The organism is Marinobacter sp. DS40M6 (assembly GCF_028581595.1).
GTDB lineage: Bacteria > Pseudomonadota > Gammaproteobacteria > Pseudomonadales > Oleiphilaceae > Marinobacter > Marinobacter salarius.
Window position 1 is genome coordinate 11916 of the sequence record NZ_JAFCAE010000011.1, and the last position, 20445, is coordinate 32360.

The 20445-nt window shown below is 52.9% G+C and carries 18 protein-coding genes; all 18 read right to left on the minus strand.

The features are described 5' to 3' along the window. Window positions 1-46: 46 nt before the first annotated feature. On the minus strand, window positions 47-943 hold the full coding sequence (locus JJO78_RS20255) for an RCC1 domain-containing protein (protein ID WP_273624584.1): 897 nt from the start codon (window positions 941-943) through the stop codon (window positions 47-49). Beyond that, window positions 940-1617 carry a DUF2793 domain-containing protein gene (locus JJO78_RS20260; RefSeq protein WP_273624585.1) on the minus strand — a complete coding sequence of 226 codons (678 nt, stop codon included), beginning with the start codon at window positions 1615-1617 and terminating at the stop codon, window positions 940-942. The genes JJO78_RS20255 and JJO78_RS20260 overlap by 4 nt, the downstream gene beginning before the upstream one ends. After that, window positions 1617-6119, minus strand: a complete 4503-nt coding sequence (locus tag JJO78_RS20265) for a phage tail protein (RefSeq protein WP_273624587.1) — start codon at window positions 6117-6119, stop codon at window positions 1617-1619. Before JJO78_RS20265 ends, JJO78_RS20260 begins: the two co-directional genes overlap by 1 nt. A 180-nt stretch (window positions 6120-6299) precedes the next feature. Then, window positions 6300-6530: a hypothetical protein gene (locus JJO78_RS20270; RefSeq protein ID WP_273624588.1), complete on the minus strand. Its 231-nt coding sequence runs from the start codon at window positions 6528-6530 to the stop codon at window positions 6300-6302. 8 nt (window positions 6531-6538) lie between these two features. Continuing rightward, a complete protein-coding gene (locus tag JJO78_RS20275) occupies window positions 6539-7327 on the minus strand; it encodes a phage BR0599 family protein (protein WP_273624590.1) in 789 nt (262 codons plus the stop codon). After that, window positions 7324-8994 (minus strand): hypothetical protein, encoded by a 1671-nt coding sequence (locus JJO78_RS20280; protein WP_273624592.1) that lies wholly within the window; start codon window positions 8992-8994, stop codon window positions 7324-7326. The genes JJO78_RS20275 and JJO78_RS20280 overlap by 4 nt, the downstream gene beginning before the upstream one ends. Before the next feature lie 3 nt (window positions 8995-8997). Then, a complete protein-coding gene (locus JJO78_RS20285) occupies window positions 8998-9963 on the minus strand; it encodes a hypothetical protein (protein WP_273624594.1) in 966 nt (321 codons plus the stop codon). Beyond that, window positions 9963-10925, minus strand: a complete 963-nt coding sequence (locus JJO78_RS20290) for a hypothetical protein (RefSeq protein WP_273624596.1) — start codon at window positions 10923-10925, stop codon at window positions 9963-9965. Before JJO78_RS20290 ends, JJO78_RS20285 begins: the two co-directional genes overlap by 1 nt. Continuing rightward, complete coding sequence (locus JJO78_RS20295) at window positions 10925-15385, minus strand: tape measure protein (RefSeq protein ID WP_273624597.1); 4461 nt, start codon at window positions 15383-15385, stop codon at window positions 10925-10927. Before JJO78_RS20295 ends, JJO78_RS20290 begins: the two co-directional genes overlap by 1 nt. A gap of 216 nt (window positions 15386-15601) precedes the next feature. After that, window positions 15602-16063 (minus strand): phage pre-tape measure protein, encoded by a 462-nt coding sequence (locus JJO78_RS20300; RefSeq protein ID WP_273624598.1) that lies wholly within the window; start codon window positions 16061-16063, stop codon window positions 15602-15604. A gap of 29 nt (window positions 16064-16092) precedes the next feature. Then, complete coding sequence (locus JJO78_RS20305; RefSeq protein ID WP_273624599.1) at window positions 16093-16884, minus strand: hypothetical protein; 792 nt, start codon at window positions 16882-16884, stop codon at window positions 16093-16095. A 17-nt stretch (window positions 16885-16901) separates the two neighbouring features. Continuing rightward, window positions 16902-17090: a hypothetical protein gene (locus JJO78_RS20310; protein ID WP_273624600.1), complete on the minus strand. Its 189-nt coding sequence runs from the start codon at window positions 17088-17090 to the stop codon at window positions 16902-16904. Then, window positions 17083-17559: a hypothetical protein gene (locus JJO78_RS20315; protein ID WP_273624602.1), complete on the minus strand. Its 477-nt coding sequence runs from the start codon at window positions 17557-17559 to the stop codon at window positions 17083-17085. Before JJO78_RS20315 ends, JJO78_RS20310 begins: the two co-directional genes overlap by 8 nt. After that, window positions 17552-18202: a hypothetical protein gene (locus JJO78_RS20320; protein WP_273624603.1), complete on the minus strand. Its 651-nt coding sequence runs from the start codon at window positions 18200-18202 to the stop codon at window positions 17552-17554. Before JJO78_RS20320 ends, JJO78_RS20315 begins: the two co-directional genes overlap by 8 nt. Further along, entirely contained in the window at window positions 18199-18411 is a 213-nt protein-coding gene (locus JJO78_RS20325; protein WP_273624605.1) for a hypothetical protein, read from the minus strand. The genes JJO78_RS20320 and JJO78_RS20325 overlap by 4 nt, the downstream gene beginning before the upstream one ends. 110 nt (window positions 18412-18521) lie before the next feature. After that, on the minus strand, window positions 18522-18893 hold the full coding sequence (locus JJO78_RS20330) for a hypothetical protein (protein WP_273624606.1): 372 nt from the start codon (window positions 18891-18893) through the stop codon (window positions 18522-18524). Window positions 18894-18961: 68 nt separating this feature from the next. After that, a complete protein-coding gene (locus JJO78_RS20335; RefSeq protein WP_273624607.1) occupies window positions 18962-20011 on the minus strand; it encodes a major capsid protein in 1050 nt (349 codons plus the stop codon). A gap of 39 nt (window positions 20012-20050) precedes the next feature. Beyond that, on the minus strand, window positions 20051-20425 hold the full coding sequence (locus JJO78_RS20340) for a head decoration protein (RefSeq protein ID WP_273624608.1): 375 nt from the start codon (window positions 20423-20425) through the stop codon (window positions 20051-20053). Window positions 20426-20445 lie beyond the last annotated feature (20 nt).

The following is a 20445-nucleotide window of genomic DNA, read 5'->3' on the forward strand; positions in this document are numbered from 1 at the left end:
CGCCAATCATAACAATCATATTATGTTTTGACCACTTTTAGTTGTATCAAGAGGGTATCTTAACCACAAAACCTGGTGGAAAGTCGAACTTACTATTGCGATTGTCACCCCAACCCACCATGGTTCCGTCTGACAACAATGCCAGTGTTGAGTACCCCGCACAGGCGATACCAACAACGTTTGTCAGTGTCGGAGTGTTATTCACCACGTTATAACTGTTGTCACCCCACGACTCCACCGAACCATCATCGAGTAACGCAGTGGTGTGCCAGCGACCACCCCCTACCCCAATAACACCGGTGAGGTCTACCGGGACATTCAACTGCCCATTGCTGTTACTCCCCCACCCCACCAATGTGTTGTCGGGTTTGATTGCGTAACTGAATTCACGTCCACAACCCAGTCCGACAACTTCGTTTAGACCGACGGGGATGTTCAGTTGTCCCTCACTGTTCGATCCGAACGCCAGAATGGTGCCATTCGAAAGCAGTGCAAGCCCGTGTTCACCCCAGGCGGTCACGTAAACAGCGTTGTCCACCGTGGGAACGGAGATTCCCATGCCAACCAGACTGCCGTCCTCAAGCAGAACAACAGTGTGATAGTTCCCGGCTGCTACCGCTTTGGCAGGACCAATACCTGCCGGGATATTCGTCTGCCCGTTGCTGTTGTTCCCCCAGGCGCTCAAGGTCCCGTCTTCCTGCAGAGCGATCACATGGTAGTAACCGGTAGCCAACGCCTTAACCGGTCCCATGCCGCTTGGTATATCCAGTTGTCCGTGGAAGTTACTACCCCAGGCGTGAACGTCGCCGGCGTTATCTACGGCTGCAGTGAATGAGTAACCATTATCGAACGTCGGCGGCATTGCCAGGATCACCTGTGGAGGCGGCGGCAGAGCCACACCAGCCAACGAACTCGACACGGCGCTGGTTACAAGAAGACTCATGGGACCACCTCAAGGTCACCCGTGGCATCCCAGGTGTCATCATCCACCTTCATGATGGCAATAGTGCTCCCCTGTTTCCGTGTCTTCAGGGTTTCCGGCGTCAGGATAGATACACCAGCCTCCGGTACCAGAGTCACCTGTCCCGCGCCGACCTGTCGAACCTGGATAATGGTTCCGGCCGGGAACGCCACATTACTGTTCAGCGGCACCGTCAACTGGAAGGGTGAACTGTTGCTGCAACGAACCACTGTGTTGTCGTCAGTCAGAACCAAGGTGTAGCTGGTGCCGGTCTGGTTGTTGACTGAGGGACGGGCGAGGGTTTCAGTAGGTCCGTAATCCCACACACCAGAGTTGAAGAACACATCGGCGTCCTCATCAACAACTCGGCAACGCCATCCGTCACGCGGTTGGTAAAGTTGCCATGCGTCCATATCACCACGGTATACCGCGATGTAACCGGCGCTGTTTTCCCATGCTCCCGTGGGGGCTGGTCCCACAATGTAAGTGTCACCGTTGGATGGTGAGACAGGTGGTGTACTCACACCCCTGGTAATACAGGTCAACTGAGCCAACGCCGCCAGTGTCAGAATGTTGTAGTCGTTCTGTTCGTTCCATCCTGATTCACCGAGTGCCCAGGAGTGGTACAGACCCATTTTCGGTTCTTGAAGTGGCATTAAAGAGTTCCCCCGTAATATTCACCGTATCGATAACCGTAACCGACCCGTTTGAATTCATGGTCGTGTGCCTGGTAACCACTCATTCCGTTTTCAACAACGTCCAATTTAACCCTCAACTGGTCGTTGAGTCTATAAGTAGTCGGAGGCGTCACTACCTCAGAGCTCACCAGATCGTCCGGCTTCGCGTCACTTTGAGTGACGGCATAATCAGAACTGGCCTTGAGTACACCACTGAGATCGTAGTCCCCTTGCATCCATATCAGGGTTGCGTTGGTGAACAGGGCAAACGGGACGTTCTGTGTAACCCTATGGTTCCAGGTCTGCCCATCGTCCTCACTCACCAGTAGTCCCCGGGGACCGTAGAACACGAATCCAGTGTCGGTCACAATTCCCTGGTCATGAGTACGGTCACCATTCACATCCCAGTCATGACCGTAGGTCTTCGTGAACGTGAACCCGTCAGTAGATGACCAGATTTCTACCTGATCGTAAGTTTCGTAACCGTCTCCACCCTGCACGTCCGTGAACACCAGTGCGACAACGTTCTGACCATCCGACAGGATTACCCTGACATGTTCGAAGGTAAAACGGCTGAGTCGCATTCTGGGTGTATCACAGATTTCCCAGTTCACAAGATCAGACGACCGGTAGATTCGGGCTCCTTTGTGTCCTGTGTAGTAGTACCCGTTGGCAAATGCGAGGTGTCCCGTTGGGTTCCCGAGATCAAACCCGTTCCTCAACTGATAGGTTGCAAACGTATCTAGGGGTGACACCGGGGTTGTCGTTGCCGACGACCAGGTTGACATGTCGGAAGATGTCCGGAACCAGTCCTGGTAAGACGTTGTATTGCTGGTCAGGTCCTGGTAACCACTGTCGTCCACAGTCCCCAACGCCAAAATGGAATCGTTGTAAGACTCCAACAGCGTTGCCAGATAGTTCAGGTTGCCACCTGCTTCGTCGAAATCAAACTTATCAGTGGAACCGACCGGGGCGGTCAGGAATTTACTCTGACTGAAAGCGTTGGTGAAAACACCAAACCAGTGCCCGTTCACCACACAACAATCACTGACCGCACCAAGGAATCCATCGTACAAGTCTGTCAGTTCGGTCCACGTTGCTCCCCCATCCGTGCTGACAATAATCCAAACGTGAGCGTCCTGACTCACATCCTTGCGACCGAATACAATCCAGTCACTGCTACTCTGAGCACCTGTGAACAGGGCTGAACCGGTTGGAACACCCAGTGAGCGGTCCCAGGTCAAACCATTGTCTGAAGACGTGTAGACCGTGCCTCCGTATTGATCACTGGGGTCGTCACCTTTGCCGCCGAGGATGGCCAGGGAGGTCATGTTTTTCATGGGTGAATGGAATGCCGGGGTCTCGGTTCCGTTGATCGTGGCAGAGCTCCACGTTGATCCGTCATCGTCACTGTAATCAATGAACGATTCCCCAATGGCAAACAACCGGGTACCGAACCAGAAGGCGTTATTGAATCCTTTACCGGATGCGATCTCAGTCCAGTTGCTACCACCATCTGTGCTCAACCAGACCTTACCGATGCCATTATCAACGCCGGCTGATACGATTCCCCCTGGTCCGTGGTCCAGAGTCTTGAGGGCTTCCCCTGAGACACCACTGTGAAGCACCGACCATGTAGCACCCTCCGACCCAATCGGTGTTGAAATAATCCTACCCCAGGTTGTTGCTACCACATGGGTGTCGGTAATCGTGACATCGAAAATGTCATCCCCTGTCGAGTCTCCCAATGGGGAAATCACTGTTCCCGGGGCGAAAGGTGGAAGGGTTGACCTTGCGACAGTGGAAGAAGTCTGGGAGAAACTGACCACCTGGTTGTTCACGGTGAATGTTCCTTTAACTTCCTCGGTGTCCTTCCACGGTAGAGTTACTTCACTTTTCCCACCGTCGGGTTCGAGCTTCAGGAACACACCTGGTTGACCGGCGTACACCGTCCAGTAATCATTGGTTCCGGAAGTCTCACCCAGGCGGAAATCGTTGGAATAGAAGTCCTGTCCCAGATTGAAAGCCCTGGCGGAAATATTGAATGGGTGTCGATCCGCAACCCAACTACCGGATGCCCGGAGAACCTGTCCCGTGGTAGTTGTATACTCTCTCACCGCTTCAATATAACCCGTTACCGAGTCAAACTGGATCGGTCGGTAGACATAGGGAATACCCTGCAGTTCGCCTCCAATAAACAAGGGTTTACCCTGATCGGAGAGAACGGTTGTTCGTCTGTACAAGGCACCTGCGGGGTTAACCGGTTTGTTTAAATCCGCCGCCTCCGAAGCATAATCAAACGATGTGACGGTACCGAGGGATGAATTGATGACAGTATCACCATCCTCATTCTGCACCTCAACCTCGTAAGCCCGACCGGTACCGTCGCCCACATCACCATCTGTGAACAGCACGGGGGAAGGAGCGAGTTGTTGGGTCCTGTCACGGTGAGCCCATGTGAGATTGAGAACACCGTCTTCACCGTTGACGGCTTGTGGGAAGTAGTCATCCAGTATTTTCAGATTGCCGGCCGGGTACGGTCGTTGGACCCTGTTGACCAAGGTATAACTGACAACCGGAGCCTGGTTTTCATCCAACTGTCCTTTCGAGGTTTCCGTCAGTAACTTGTAATCGACAACCTCACCCTCGACTCTCACCGTTGGGTCTAGCACATAGGTGTTCTGTCCGTAAACCCAGATGCGATCACCGGGAGCGTGTTCGTCCGGCACGGTGTCAATCAGCCCTCGGTTAACCGTGATGGTTTCGTTGGATGTGTCGAACCCTGTGATCTCAATGAGCTCGTTACCCAACCAGGCCAATCCGCCATCAAGGAGTTCAAGGGGATCAATGTTCGACGTGTCCACCTGCAGAGTGGATTGCATGTGGGTGCAATCTGCTGTCAGCGTAATGACCGGGGTGAGTTCACCACCGGCTACTACCTGTTCTGTTGTGGTGTCCAACAGGCTCATTGAGTCCGCATCTGAATTCGGGGCCTGTCCCGATACAGCGACGAAACCAACATCTGAAGGCCAGTCCAAGCGATCTGACGAGTCGGTACCGGTATAGAGCTCGTAATAGCTCAACTCGTAGAGCTTTTGGTTATCTACGGGTTCAGTATCCTGACTCGGGTCTACCCATCCAATCGGTTGACGGTCCATATAGGCAGACTGCGGGAGTCCAAACATGTCCTCCACTGCCTCAATCTGAATCTGTCCACTCTGGGCGTTACCGAGGTTCATCTTGCCGATCCTCAGTACAACACCATTCAACCCAAGTCTGGGCCAGTTGATCTTCACCACATCACCAGGGTAGTGACCGAGGATCGATCGATTGCAGGTAATGGTACATTTGGCAACCGGTTTCGACAGTGTATTCAGGTCCCTGAGCGCAACTTTGAATGCCAGGTTTGCATCCCGAATACCAGGGTATTCCTTCTTCTGGGAACTGATCTGCCCCGTGTTCGAGAAGTTCGCCAGGTCCTGGACTGTCACAGTGTCGGTCTCCCCGTCTTCCGGGCGGGTGTAAGCAACCGTCACCTCGTTGACCGTCTCACCGAATGTCTTCCGTTGGAAATCCTCAAGTGTACAGTTCGACTCATTCAGTTCGAACAGGTTCTGTGGGTCGTAATTATCCCGCACCAGGATAATCCGGAACTTACCCGTTTCCCGGTCTTCAACCACGTTCGCGTTGATGTGTTCCTTGATCAGATCGATGAACTCGCTGATGCGTACCTGTTTCGTCCACTTCAGTGACAGACCGAATCCTTCGTTGTAAAGAACATCCGCGGCGGCTCTGAAGTTGGCGTCATCGATGTCGATAGTAGGGTACCCGAGTCCCCAGGTCTTGTTGATCAGTGACTCATAGATGATATGAACGGGGTTCACATCAGCACCGATTTTGGCTTTCTCAGGGTACCAACCCTTCCATACACGCCTGACCAGGAAAGCGGGTGTCTTGAAATAAGGGTTCATTGCAGACCAAAGGAATGATCCTCTGACCAGCGATTTCCAACTCAAGAGGCTGGATGCGTACTGAAGAAGGTCTTTGAACCCGGTCGTTGGGGGTAATTCACTACTCGGGTCTACGGTTCCCTTGTCAGCTTCATCCCACGGGGTACCTGTAAGATCAACACCGTCGAGTCCTTTAAAGAACACAGTACTCAACCCACGATAGGCCGGTACCGCCGTCGCCCCTGTCGCCCTGATGACAGCCCTTTGTAGTGATGGATTCAGCGGTTGTGATGTGTCACCTGGCATGAAGTCAACAACACCCAGTACACCACCTTCTCGCTTTTCCCCGCCGAACAGATTGGGTTGGTTGACCATGGCGGACCCGGCACCAGTAATGTTACCTCTCCATGCCGTGCGGTCCCCCACTCGGATTTCAAGAAGTTCATCAACACCACCGTGTGCCAGGGAGAAATGAACATTCATGTAGTAGTGGTAACCGACCGTTACCGAACCACCTTTACCGCTACCCATGTCTCCGCTCCTTTGCAAACTCAACCAGGCGGATAGCCATTGCATCACCTGTGTTCATAAATACTTCTTCCGGTAACCCGTTCTTCATGAACTCTGACCAATCCAATCCGTGACGATTGAAGAAATCCCTGGCTCCGTTGTTACAGTATTTAAGGGCTCTCAGGTCCGAGTGGTGAACGATCATTTCTTTCCACCGTCTGACTTGATCGACTTCTTCTGTGGGTTCCCGTAATAAATCACACCTGAGTCCTTGATCCACACTCGACCAAACACCACAGGAATTTCCTCACCCATAGGAGGATGAGGAATATCAAGATTGCCTGCCGTCGCGTCTTTCGGTCCCTCGGGTTTTGGTGCTAAGACATAGGACAGGACTTGGAGAACAAGCGATACCGCCACCAGGGTCCACATAGATCACCTCAGAAAAGTGGGTCGTTACCGAAGGGGTTTTTGGTAGGAATGAACGGCATCCCGCCATAATTCTCGGCGTTATTGAATTTCTGATCACAAGTGGCAAGCACCCTGTCACACCCGGCGTAGGCACGGACTTCATCGCCGGCGCTCAGACCTACCGGGAATGAGAACAACGTTAATGTGATACCTGTGGAGTCCGAGACGGCGATTCTCTCCGTCGTGTTCAAGGTAGAGTGGGTGTACTCGATATAACCACCGGCGTAGTACCCATCGTCTTTCCCGGCGACTGCCGTCATATCAATGGTTCCACCTGTGATATTCGACGCTGCTCCTACCGTGACGAATTGACCACGGTCAGCACCACAATCCGCACCGTAGAGCATGTGAGGGCAACCATACTGGTAGTGCCTTCTCAACCCCATCCGTCGGATCGCCTGGCTGCTGCTCTCACAGGAAACGTTTGCCTGCCCTTCTCCCTCCGCAAGCCCCACATTGATAATGCGACCCTTGAAGATCACTTCGATGACCGTTTCGCTTTCAAGGTCGTACCGTTCACATTTTAGTGTGACCAAACCAGACGGAGGGGATACCCTGAACAACTCAAGGAATTCAAGGTCCAACGCACAGTTAACTGTAAAACTGGCGGTTGTATCATCGGTGCTGATTTCAACGTTACCTCGGTCGATAGGTACCGCACGAAAGGTCACAGGTGATACATACACATCCTCATCGGCCGACGTGTAATGCCACCGGTTGAAGTCGTAGTTTACGGTGTATAGCTCTACCTCACTCACTCTCTGACCACCTGTGCGCTGATTTCAACTGTTGCAACGGAATCCGACTGATAGTTGATTGTAACCCCATCCTGACTGAGACGGCAAAGATGAACGAGCGAGATCATGAGTACATTCGTCGGTGTCACTTCATAAGGCAACGTGTTGTCCAGGTTCAACTGCTCTACTTCACCACTGAAGACGCTTGTTCCGGTGATCTTGCGAATGAACTTTCGACCATCTCTCATTCGAACCAGAATGGCGTTCTGAGTGTCGGATGCACCCACCAATGAATCGTACTGTGACATCTTCACTTTCACGGCTACAGCACCCAGACCACTCGGTTCAGCGAGTTCGAAGTCTTTGAACCATGAGGGGAAATAGGCTGATCTGAACCGCCCCTTGAACCGCCCGAGTAGCGCCCTGAAATCCTTAATCTCGGAACGATCCCGAAGCAACCATTGCATTCGCCGGACTTGACGTGGGAATGAAGGCTTACCCACCTGTTGAATAGCACCAATCTGATAGTCCAGCATTTCAAAGTCAGACTCATGACTGTACTGCACGGGGGACGACCAGTTCGGCTTTTTGTAAATCACCTCTTTACCGTCCAGGGTCTCAACGGCTGGTTCCCCAGGAATGAAAGGATCACTACCCACTGGGAACATCTGGAAATCCACCGATCCCGTCATGACCCTACTGGTAAGTCTCTGCGTCTGAACCGCGTTCGGCAACGCCGCCAGGTTCAACGGGTATAGTCGAGTGAGAGCACCCCATGAGTTTTCCAACCCATTCTTTGCAATCAGGTGATCAGTGTTTACCTCGTCAATCTCGAACACTTCGAAGGTGTAACTGTCCTTCATCAGGATTGCCAGGCCACCTTCGAAAAAGCTACGGGTCGTCGTGTCCACCGGAATGTAGGTGTCTTCCTCTGAAACAGCGTCCATGAGTACCGTCTTGTCGAACCATACTGGCACCGCATACTGTCGATCCTGCCAGCCAAACAGCAGATTCTGGAACTGGACCAGTTCGTTGTCCCACAACGACAATCTGTAATTGATCCTCCTACGTGCCTTCGTTCGTAGAGGTCGGCGTTCTTCAGCACCGTTGAATGCCGTGATTACGTCCGTCTTCCACTCCAACGACTCATACATTGGCTGGTCCCAGTTCGGCCCAAACGGCCACACCACTACCCGTTGACCGGTGATTGGCACTGAATAGTTCACACCATCGATCACCCACAAAATTTCAGTGTTGAATTGTGGGGGTCCGTCAGTGGAAACGGTCACGGTATAGGACAGTTCTTCCAGGGGAGGCATTGTGTAAGGAGCACTCACCGGTGCCTGCACACTCACACCTTCCTCGCTGGGTTCCAGGTAAGAAGTGATGTCCTTTGATGACAAATGGGCATTCCAAACCCGGATTTCCTCGGTCTGCACTGACAACACATTACCCAGATTTATCTGCCCAGGCGTGAAATGCACCTTGAAATACAGGTCGTCAAAATAGCTCCGGGCTCGATGTCCGTTAAAAGAGAACGAGTAAACCTGAACATCCGTGAATGTGTTACCGCCTTCACCCTGGTCATCGATGGTTTTGATACCCGTGTTTTCAATGCCAATATGGTTGACAGAAGCAACGGGGAAGGGTGAGTCAATGGTAATAACTGGTGGTTCACCGTGGGCCATGGGTTACGCCTTTCGATACGCAATGCCATACATGCCGGTCGCCTCGTCGGAAGGAGCCGTAGCGGACACGCTATCAAACGCACCCTGCTTTCTTCTGGCCCACGGAAAGACCTTCCATGTCTCACTTCCGATTGTGAACTCGTCGCCGGCCTCGAAATAATCCATTGTGACAAACCTGAACTCAGGAGGGGTTCCAACAGGTCGATAGCCGTTACTGTTTGCCCACACCAGGGGTGACAACAAGGCACTTCTGCCGTTGAACTGAATGGGGTTGGCTTGAAAGAATGCGTAAACCTCTGCCGCCCAACACCCACCATTGGAATATAGGTTCAACGACGGGTCATTGAATGAGTAGAAAGACGGATTTCCCGCGTTGTCCTCACAGTCGAAACCACCATAAGGTGTATCACTTGTTGCCCGCTCGTTATAGAGGAATGGCACCCTGTGGTAGTAGTGGTAGGAACCGAATGAGTCACTTCCAGGGCCTGAGATATCCCAGAACGTGCCACCATTGAAACTACCGAACTTCTGGAAATGGCCAATCACGAAATGACGGTAGAAGCCGGGTTCGAGCTCAATGGCTGCATACAGATAAGGTTCCGGGGTCATTGCCCCGAAAAAGTGAACGGATGTAATCGGGTTTACTCGGAACCGCAACAGGGGGCGGGTGTATCTCTCATCTGCATCGTTTTCGCGATTACCGTCCCCATCGTAGAAAATGTACTGATCCGGCTGCTGATCCCAGTCCAGACCCGTGTCAATACCGCGATGACCGTTGACCCTCATGGTTGTTGCATCACCAATAACCGTGAGGTAAATGCCACCGGCTGACAACGTGACTATCCTGTAGGACGTGTCGGCCGGTCTGGCTTCGTCGCGATGAACGGTCCAACCAACCGTTGCTGCAAAGTTCGCCAGTTGTTCAACAACCTGGTATCCGCTTGACACAGGTACATTCTGATACGCCATTACGATAACCTCACAGCCATGTAGTCACGGAATCCAGTCCGGTGTAGATTCTGGACAACCAGATGATCCTGTCCGTCTTTATCAACAATGTTCTCGGTCGAGTTACCCCGTCCAGGAATCCAGTACACCCCGTCCAGAACACCCATCCATGCACTGTAAGGTGACTGTTGGTCGGACGAAACGATGGTCAGGTCCCTCAACAGGTAGGAACCATCAAAGCAGGTGTTAGCGTTGGCAGTAATGGACTCCGCATCCGGGGAATCAAACGGGCTGTTAGTGTCGTCCCTGGTCGGAAACACATATCCGAAACACTGGTTGTCACTTCCACCTTCGGGTATTGGTGAATTATCGCTGTCTTCATAGTTCGAAATCTGACGCCAGACGTTATCCGGATAATAAATCCAGAAAGCACCTTTACCAGGGCTGGCCATAAACCGATTGCGCTCCCCTTGATCACTCCACCGTCTGTTGGCGTAGGAGATTCCCGCAACCGTCATAGGATATGGGTATTCACTCGGTGTCGCATACGGCAGAAAGAAGCCGCAATATGCGGACGAGTAGACCGTTGAGACCTTTACAATCAGCACCCACCGTCGTCCATTGGCAACGATCCAATAATCCATTGTCTGGTTCCAACAGAAAACGTAGGCATCGGGTGATTTCAGCGCCTGGTCTCTGGGGTCAAGCGTTGCTGAGAAACCGGGGTGCCCCCACGTTCGGATGTTGTAAATATCTGAACCAACGCTTGAAATTGCCTGTAGTCCACAGTAGATATTCTCCGAACCTGTGAGACCAGGACCACGGAGGGTAATGGAATCACCATTTACCAGTGCCCCCGTGGGTCCGAGTTCTTGCGTCCAATTCTCCCCGGCGTTCACCAGGTCGGTGTTGGTTGTCAGGAAGTCCCGAATCTTATTGATCAGGTCAATGTGACCCGCTGCAGTACCTGTTTCCCAAGCCATTATGTCAGCACCGATTTTACCTGGGCCTTGTTCGCCCGAATGAAATTGATGAACGCCTTCTGTCCCTGCGGCTTATTCAGACCCTCAGAAACGATGGACGACGAATCGATTGCATTGATGATCTTAACACCTTCTGATTGACCTTCCGACCCTTGGTTGTATCTGTGTCGAGGATCATCCCTCGTCAGGACTTCCTCGCCCTTCTGTAACACTGTGGGTACCTCGTCCGGCTTCAGACCGGCGATGCCTCCGGAGTGGTACCGGATGGCTCCCAGAAAGGCTGTGGGGCTCACTGTCTTCCGGGTACCCTCTCTACCCACGATACCACCGGAGTGATTGAATAATCCATTCAACCCCTGAGCGAGAGCACCACCTGCTCCCCCGTTACCACCAGTGAACGAACCGGTGATCGCGTTCAGAATGACTGCCTGCAGGATTGCATTCGCAATCTGACGAAGGAAGTCCGCAATGAACTGCCGGAAGGCGTCCGCCGCTGACCTGGTTCCCTGAATGAAGGAGTCAAAGGCGTTCGTGAACCCAGAGGCAAAGTCCTGACTCAACTGGGCACCGTCGAACACCTGGTCGTTGACCTGGGTAAGGTTGGCCTTCATGTTCTTCAGGTTGGCAACCAAACCCTCATCACCGAGCTTCTGTGCTAGGGTGATCGCTTTATCAATCATTTCACCCAGGACATCGTTGCTTTCTTCGAGGATGCGCTTGGACTGTTCTTCAGCGTCTGCCGCCGTAATGGCACCTGTCTCCCTCAATGTATTGAGGGTGTCCAGCTTCGTCTCACGAAGACTGTATTCATCGTTGATCCGCTGTTCGAGGCGATTCAGGCTTTCGAGTGCCGCACGACGCTTCTCCACTTCCTCAAAGTTATCGAACTGGTCCAGAAAGTTCGAAAGGGAGGCGTTCCCGGTTTCTTCAGCAAGCGTCTTGGCCTGGGTAACCGCCTCTTTCAGTTTCCCGATAGCCTCATCATTGATCTCTGAAATCCGGCGACCTTGTTCCTCGGTAGTGATCAGACCCAGTTCTGCCAACTCATTAACCCTGGACAGTTCGTCCTGGCGGTTTTTAGTCAGGTCGTTGATTCGATTCTGAGTTTCTTCAATGTCCGTCTCGATCTGCTTCTGACGTTCTTTCTCTTTTCGAATCTCAACCAACCGTCCGACAAGGGCAGGTGCATCAGCGAGCAAGGACTGATTCTCCCGGATGTCGGCAACCTCCTGGGCTGCTCGCTTCTCAATGGCGGCGATTTCCCGGGCCTTCACCTCCTGCGTAATGTTACTGTTTTCACGGAGGGTGTTGATTCGCTCCTGGGCTTTTTCCTGAATTGACAGGATGTCCTGGTCCCCTTCCACCTGGAAGTTGCCGACATCTTTCAGGAATTCACTGTATTCCGCCTCAATCAGTTTCAGACGCTCACCGAGGGTTCCGGCCGATTCTTCAGCCAGAGCTTCGCGAATGTTCTTCAATTGCGTCAGGAGCCCTTCACCCAGACTCTTACCTGCGTTTACACCGGTCTGGAAATAGTCCAACTCCCGGAGCCCCTGCATGAATTCTTCACCGTAACGTTCGCCTTCTTCCCGCCCCTTCTCTGGGTCAACGATGCCATTCTTCGTACTCTGGGCATCAATATCAGCGAACATTTTGGTTACGATGTCATCAACAGCCGCACGGGCGTCACGGGCATCCTGCTCGATCTTCGCAATCGCCGCGGTTGTCTCACCCGATGGTGCAAATACGGTATCCGCCTTCTTCCGAATGTCGTCCGCAAGCACCCTGTTGATGAACGCGAAACCATCAGCGAACCGGTTCAGGATGAAAGCAACCACGGTCTTTGCCGAATCCTTCCATCCGGTTTCAAACTTGGCAATGGCGATCTGCCAATACTCGTCAACCGTGATCGTCGCCTTCTCAAAGATACCGACGAGGGTCGCACCGAACTTCCTAAGCTGCGGGAATTGACTTTGAAGTTGGTCACCAATGGTGAACCCTGCGTAGAACGCAGCAGGTAATAACAGGACCGCTCGATAAAGCGCCAGCACGGCTGCTCTCATCTTACCCAACAACGTTGTAGCGGTGGCCACCTGTGCGCCGGCAGTGGATGCTGCAACACCCATGGCAACCATCTGCCTACCCAACGACTGGATATATCCAGCGGCCTTCAGGGCGACCAGGGCCTTCAATGCATTGATTACCAGGTCAATGTTCTTCACCAACAGAACACCAAACCCCACGGCACCACTCAGTGCATTTGCGAACGTTCGCATCCCGTCCCGGAATTCCGGTGTTCGCATTTGTGTGTTCAGTTCCTGCAACCCGTTGGTTAGGGTATCAATGAATCCGGAGTCGGCAATTTCCTTCCGAATGTCAAACAGGGTGTTCCGGAAACGCGCCAATGATGCGAGTGGTGAATCGAGAGCGGTTTCCAGGGCTGGACCAAACTCACTTTTCAAGGATTGAGCCAGGGCAACAATGGCTGTGGAACTAACCTCACCTTTGTTGATTCTCGCCAATAGGTCTTCAGTGGTGACCAGTTCCCCGGTCATCTCAGTCAAACCCTTGGCTGTGTTCTCGATGGCGGCGGGGATTCGTTCACCAAGTTGCTGACGCAGTTCTTCAAGTTGAACAGCACCTTTTGCGGCAATCTGCCCGAGCGCCACGAACACCGATTGAATATCCTGTGTACCCAAACCGGCCGCACGGGAGGCTTCTGCAATACCAGAGAAGGTGAACCTGATCTGGTCGATGCTCAGTTGCCCGTCAGGAACGTTGTTCACGAACTTCGTGTACTGTTCCAGTAGGGTTTCGAACTCGATGCCCAGACGGTCGGCTTCCTCCCTGACGAACTTGATCTCCTTTTCAATCGCGTCAAAGTCACCGTTGAACTTCGCAGCCAGTCGAGCGGTCGCCCTTTGGGTCAGAACCGATGCGTCGTAGATTGACCGGACAGCCCCGCCCACAGCAAACACACCGGTGTACGCTGCAGCAATTGACAGTAGCTCACCACGAATGCGCTGTAAGAAAGAGAGTGCCTGACGACTGTCGTCACCCCAGACTTTGAACCGTCGTCCGGCCTGTGACGCTTCTTTGCCAGCACGTTCGGTTGCATTGGCCGTCTTCGAAGTCTGAGATTCCAGTTCACGCTGTTCCTGTGTCAGGCGTTGCGTGATGCTCTCCAACTCACGTTCTTGTTGCGCCAACTGTTGAGCGGAAGCCCCGGCCTCCCGGTATTCCTGTTGCATCTGCTCAAGAACACCTGTCTGTTCCCGAATCTCCTGTTCAGTATCCCGGATTTTCTGTTGCAGATTCTCAAACCGCTGAACAGCCTTCGGGTCTGGACCACTGGCCTTGTTCAGGCGTTCCTGGGTGCCCTCCACCCTGGTTGCCGCCGCCTGATACTGTGTCTGCAGCTTTTCCAGACTGGCGTTCAGCTTCTCAATGTTCTGACGTTGACGCTCGGTACTGGCCTTTTCCTGAGACTTTACGTAATCATCCAGACCTGCCTTCAACTCAACATAAGACTGTTTCTGCTTGTCAGCCTGACGAACCAGCTTATCAACTTCCCTGTTCTGGTCACGGTAGGACTTGGCAGCGGCATCCCGTTCAACCCGTGCCTGACGCTCAACCAGCACCTGCTCCTGCACCTGGTCTCGCAGTCTACGGGTTGCCGCAATGGCTTCCTCTTTGGCTTGAACCTGTTCGTCAGACGCCTCTACCGACTCACGAACAATCCTGCGTTGTTCCTTCTCGTTTTGGCGAGCAATCGTCAGTTCTTCCCGGAGTGTATCCAGGCGGGCCTGAGCTTGCTGCTGACCAGCGTTCGCAGTGTCGGACACCTGTGTTCGTTGAGAGAGGACTTTTTGTGCCGCAGCAACAGCCTGGGTGGTCTCACGCCACGATTCACCAAGTTCAATAACCCGTTTCCGGTACTTCTCGATATTGGAGGTGGCTGATTGGTCTACACCGTCGTTCTGCTGAAATGCAGATTGGGCCTGTCGGAGTTCATCACTGGTTTCCTGGACAGACTGAGCCAGTTCCACCTGTCGTTTTTGCTGTCGCTCGAAGGTATCGGTCAGTGCCTTTGAAGGTTCCCGGGTCTTCCTGGATGCCTGTTCCAACTCATCATATTGGGCATTCAGTTTCGCCAACGACACTTCAGTTTTATCAATGGCTTCACGTTGCCCCTGAAGGTCTTTTTCTCGTTCGTCGTTGGCCTTCTTCAGTTGATCCTGGGCATCCTTGGTCCGCTTCAAAGCGTCAGCCAGATCAGCCTGTTTCTTACCGAGATTGTCACTTGCCTGGGAAAGTTTCTTGAATAAACCAGTAATCCCAGACCCACCCGCTTCCTTGGTCAGGTTCTGGAATGACTGGATCAGTTCGTTGATCGTCTGGGTAGCTTCGTTTTTGGCTGAGACGACGAGCTCGACATCGCCTTTACGGTTAACTGCCATCGTTCGTCATCCTCTTAACAAACTCTTTGAACGCCTTATTTCCTTCCTTGGACAAAGCCGACCCAATCGCCAACTGAATACTGATTGCTTGTGTGGCCGTTTGACGGTTCAGGTGTTCTTCCAGAAGCCTGCTTTCCACCATCAACGTCCCCACCGGGTACAAATGTGCGTCAGGATGCCCGTGGGCTTTCATTTCACTGACGCACCGTCTGAGGGTCAGGTACCAGTGTTCGCCGCCTCCACCGTTTTCTGCAGCGAATTCAGCGAGTGGGTCGTCACTCTCAATCTCTTGAGAACGGCGAACACTTGGTCCAAAAAATCCTCCAACCCTCCGGTGTCTTCGATGGTCAACTCATAGATCGCGGTCACCAGCCGGAATTGAATAGGCACGGGGAGTCGAATTACCTCCCCGGCCTTGTCCGGTATATCAGCGGCCAGGGCGATCAGTTGAGCCACCAAATGAGGGAACTGTTCCATCAGTTCCATACCGAACTCAGTGATACTCTGATCGTCTTCAAGTCGTCCTTCTGCGAGATTGAACGCCTTGGTTAATGAATCTTTATGGGTACGAATGGCAGTGGTCAGGTCCTGAGTACTCAATCCTCGAACAGTCAGGACCTTCTCGTTGCCTTCTTTCCCCCACTTCACTTCTTTCGTGGTGTAGAGAAAATCAGTCATGGGTTGATCGCCCTTTCATTGGTTGTAAATTAAGCCGCAGGACGGCCGTCGATATACATGGCAGCGAGTCCCGGCAATTCACCGACTTCCACCGAGAACGCCTGGTTTTGCCAGTCATCACCTTTCAGCGCCCAGTCACCTGTGGGTTGCAGGGTCACGTATGGGATATACACGTCCTTCTGTTTACCCTTGGCGTTGAACGCCACGAAGCGAAGCGCACCTTCAACCGATGCCTCGGCACTGGTGGTTACTCGCTTACGGGTGTTCTCGTCAGGTGTGTAGTCCACGGAAACTTCCGTCTGACCGTCAATTGCACCACCTTCCATGATGTAGATTCGACCCAGGTCAGCTTCCAGGGTGTAATCGGTACCCTCAGTAGCCGAAGATGAGGTCCCATTAGGATCAATGGTAACGGTCACACTGGTAACCCCACGTACACCCTGTGGGTTCGATGCACTGGCACCGAGTTGATAATAACGACCAGGTAGCGGAATACCGGCGTTACCGATAGCCTCGTCAGTCACCGGTGTCGATGTCTGAGCTACTTCGGAAACCTCACCAAGGACGAACAAGGCAGTGTTTTCTTCACTGATGTTGTCGGTGGTGAGAGAGCCGTTACGGGTCAGTTCCAGGATTACCGAATCGTCCTTGGAACGAACACCCTGGTCACTGTCGAAGTGGTCCAGAGATTCCGATTCGACTGTCAGGTTGAATTCCGTGGTGTTACCGAAGTAACGCTCACCCGTTTTGTTTTTAGTGCCCGGTGCGAAAGGGTCAAGAAACAGTTTGCCCCGACCGAGCACGTAGTTTTTCGTATCCATAAGGATTATCTCCTACGTTAAATGTGTTCCGACCCTTTCAGCCACTCGGCTTGTCGGTCGTTCAGCTTCACTTTCTCGCCAACACCCTTATCCTTGCCCTTTTGGACAATAGGTTTCTTCAGGGTGTATTCGCGGCGGGCAGTGATCGTTTCCCCAGACTTCACTTCTTCCTGGGCTTGTTCTTTGACTCCACTTTGATTACGCATACGGGTCTCCTAAGTTCTCAACCACCGTGAGTGTCAACTTCATCGCAAAGAAACAACAGTTGGTTGTTTCGTCGGGCTCAAAGCACATTCCACCATCCAACCTGATGTCCTCAACGAGATCGTTAAGCATGTACTCAGGTGGTGGTGACTGGGCTCCACCATCGTCCAACAGTTTCCCGATCTGCTGCTTGATCGCAGCCATAAACTGGTGGGCGGGGTCCGTGGGATGAGTCTTGTCAGGTTCCACATACCCCTGAATGCCAATGTACCAGGGCATCTTTTGGACCTGACGATCAGCCCGTTCCTCGAATTCAGGAGGCATTTCAAACAGGATGAGGAACGGTTGATGACTCTCCTGGGCTGGTCGGTTTCGCCCTCGCCACACCTTACCTGTCAGTGCGTAATCAGGGGTCGCTTCCAGGTGTTCGGTCAACGCCTTGAGAATAGTCAACCGCTTACTATCAGCCACGGTACAACCTCCCAAACTGACGCCTGAACTCCTGACTCAAGTACGTGTCCAATCGCGGTTTTAGCGTCTCCACGATACTTTTCCCACTCCGTGAGGAAATCATCATCTGGTTCACCGATGGTCCGTACAGCAACCACACGTTTGTGCTTTGGTTCTTGTAGAGAGGTTTCCCACCGAATCGTCTATCTGGCCTCTGACCTTTCGGTAACCGCACTGCCAACCCTTGGTTCACACCATCCCTGTTCCCTGCTTTCAGTTTGACCAGGAAGGCATTCGGGATAGTCTTTCGACGGTTCTTGACCCGCACACTCACGCCGGCCGGCTTCCGACCAGGGCGCGTTTTGTTCGACTGGTAAAGCTGTTCAGCACCAAAGCGAGCAAGTGAGGTCGGACGCCGGCGACCCACGATAGAACCCACCAGGTTGTCTTCCGTCGCGAAGTTCTCACTCAACCGGGTCTGGTTCAGGTAACTGGACGGCAGATTGACCTGGGTCATCACCTCCTGCTTCGTCATCCGGCGTCCACGGCGAATCGTGTCATTGATCGACAGCTTCGAAGCCTTACGGGCAACCTTCGGAAACTCCCGAAGATACCGCACCATCAAGTCGTCGCCTGTCACACCGAAACGTAGTCCGAGACTCATGCCCTCACCTCGCAAAGTGCGTAATGCTCACCCTGTGGGTTGTAGTTCTCGACCGTAACCTCAATTCCCTCAAAGTCCGGAAACCGAATTACAGCCCCTCGTTCAGGGGTCACTTCTCGCAGATCAACAATCACTCGATTGATCTCTGAGAAATAACCTGGTGAAAACTCGTTGTAGTTATCACCCAGATAGGCAGACTTCCTGTGCAACCGAACCGAGAGTTCCAGATCAGTCTGCTGAGAGTCTGAATAAAAGCCAGGGACAGAGAACGTCCCGTGGACAGCATCCCTGGCTTTTTGTTTGGTCTTCGCCCAATTCATCAGTCGTTGAGACCAAGGTCTTCGTCATCGGCGGTATCAGAACCGTCTTCGGCTTTTTTACTGTCGCCGGGTTCACCACCTGTGTCCTTCGTTTCGGCCTTTTTGGCGGCAGGTTTACCACCTGTGGCTTTCTTCGCCGGGGCCTTCTTCGCAGGCGCTTTCTTCTGGGTTGAAGTAGACTTCCCTTCACCCTTGCCGGCAAGACGGTCCTCCACCTTGTACTCTTTGGCCGCGTCCAGTTTGATCAGACGTTCGGCTTCAGCGTCATTGCGAGTTTCAAAGATGTCACCCGTGTGTGCGGTTTTTGTACCCTCACCTTTGCCGGCGAGAACCTTCACACCTTGAACTCGATTCAGTGCTTCCAGTTTCATTGAGATCACCCTTTAAATCAACTGTTAGTTGTATCCCGGGGCACAATTGTACCCCGGGGATTCACCAGTTATCGAACGGTCGCCTTGAAAGTGGCGTTCGGCCGGCGTGGGACCATCAGCGGAGCGGATTGCGTCATCACATACTCTACTGAAGGGTTGTTCTCTGCCCAGTTCTTCGGGAACCGGTCGAGAGCCTGGTAGCTCGCTTCCAGGTCCATGATAGCACCGAAGCAGCGAACACCCTGTACACCTGCCGGGTTGATACCAACCACAATGTCCGGGTCCATGATCTCGACGTTATCGCCGTTCTCATCCTCGTAGATGTCCGAGTAAACCCAGATACGGATACCGGAACCAATGGTTCCTTTCAACTGAATGATGGCACCGTTTTCATCGGCCTGGTTCACACCAAGGTCGAGCATCATTGAACTGCTGTTCTTGACGTCCTTGTTCAACTGCTTCTCGGTGTCCGGATGCTCAAGCAGAGCCTCACAGGCATTGACACCCATGATCCAGTCAGTAACCGGGTAACCGGCGCTCCGAGCCATCTGCAGGGACCAGCCTTCCAGGTCCTTGTACGGCTTGGAGTTGGCTGTATCGGTCCAGAGGTCAGTACCACTCAGGGTGACCGTGTTGTTCGCGTCACGTCCGAAATTGACCGTCTGGGTTGGGTAGTCCTCACCCTCGACAACAACCGAACCATTGATGACCGCTTCCGCCGCCATGACTTCCCAACGACGGGTCACCATCTCGTTCTGCTCACGCAGGATGTCACCTACGATTGCGTTGCGGCGAGACATGATACCCTGACTACCTGTGTACGCCTCACCTGCCTGGCGAGTGATCAGACGATCAGGGTCAACCGGGTGCATCGGCTTCACATAGGCCGGTTTGAACCGGTGGGTTGTGAAACCTTCAGACATCATCGGTTTACCGGCAACCGTCGGAGCCACGAACGGCGCGATACGGCGACCTTTACTGATCTTGTCGAAGTCAATGTACTGAGTGTCGAAGTTGACCTGTTCACGAAATGCCAGGTTCAACCAGAAAGTGCTCGGTTTCGGCAGGTGCCGGATAACCCCGAGCATTTTATGGGTACTATAAGGCGTAAAGGCCATAACCTTTTCTCCTGTTCAGTTTCTCTACGGGGTTATCGGTTAACCGGAGTAACCGAGTGTCCGATGGTGAATGTTGGTACCGGTGAATGCCCCTTTCTTCTGGGCATCAGTGGTACCGTCGGGCCAGTTCAGTGCGTTGGTGTTGAAGTAACCACCTTCATAGATCGGATTGATCGCCGCACCACCGGATGTGTCCACGGCTTCACATGTAATACCAACCGCAACCTCAGTACCGTTGGAAGCACCAGGTACCCACTCAACCAGTTCACCACTGGCGTTCCGAGCGACAATCGAATTGATCGCCAGGGTCAGTCCAGAGGCAAACAGATGGGCGTTAGTGATTACCTCTGCGTCACCTGCAAACAACTCAGGCGGCGTGTAGGCATTTGATTCGTTACCAGCAAGAAGACTCATGTCGTTTCTCCCGTGTTAAA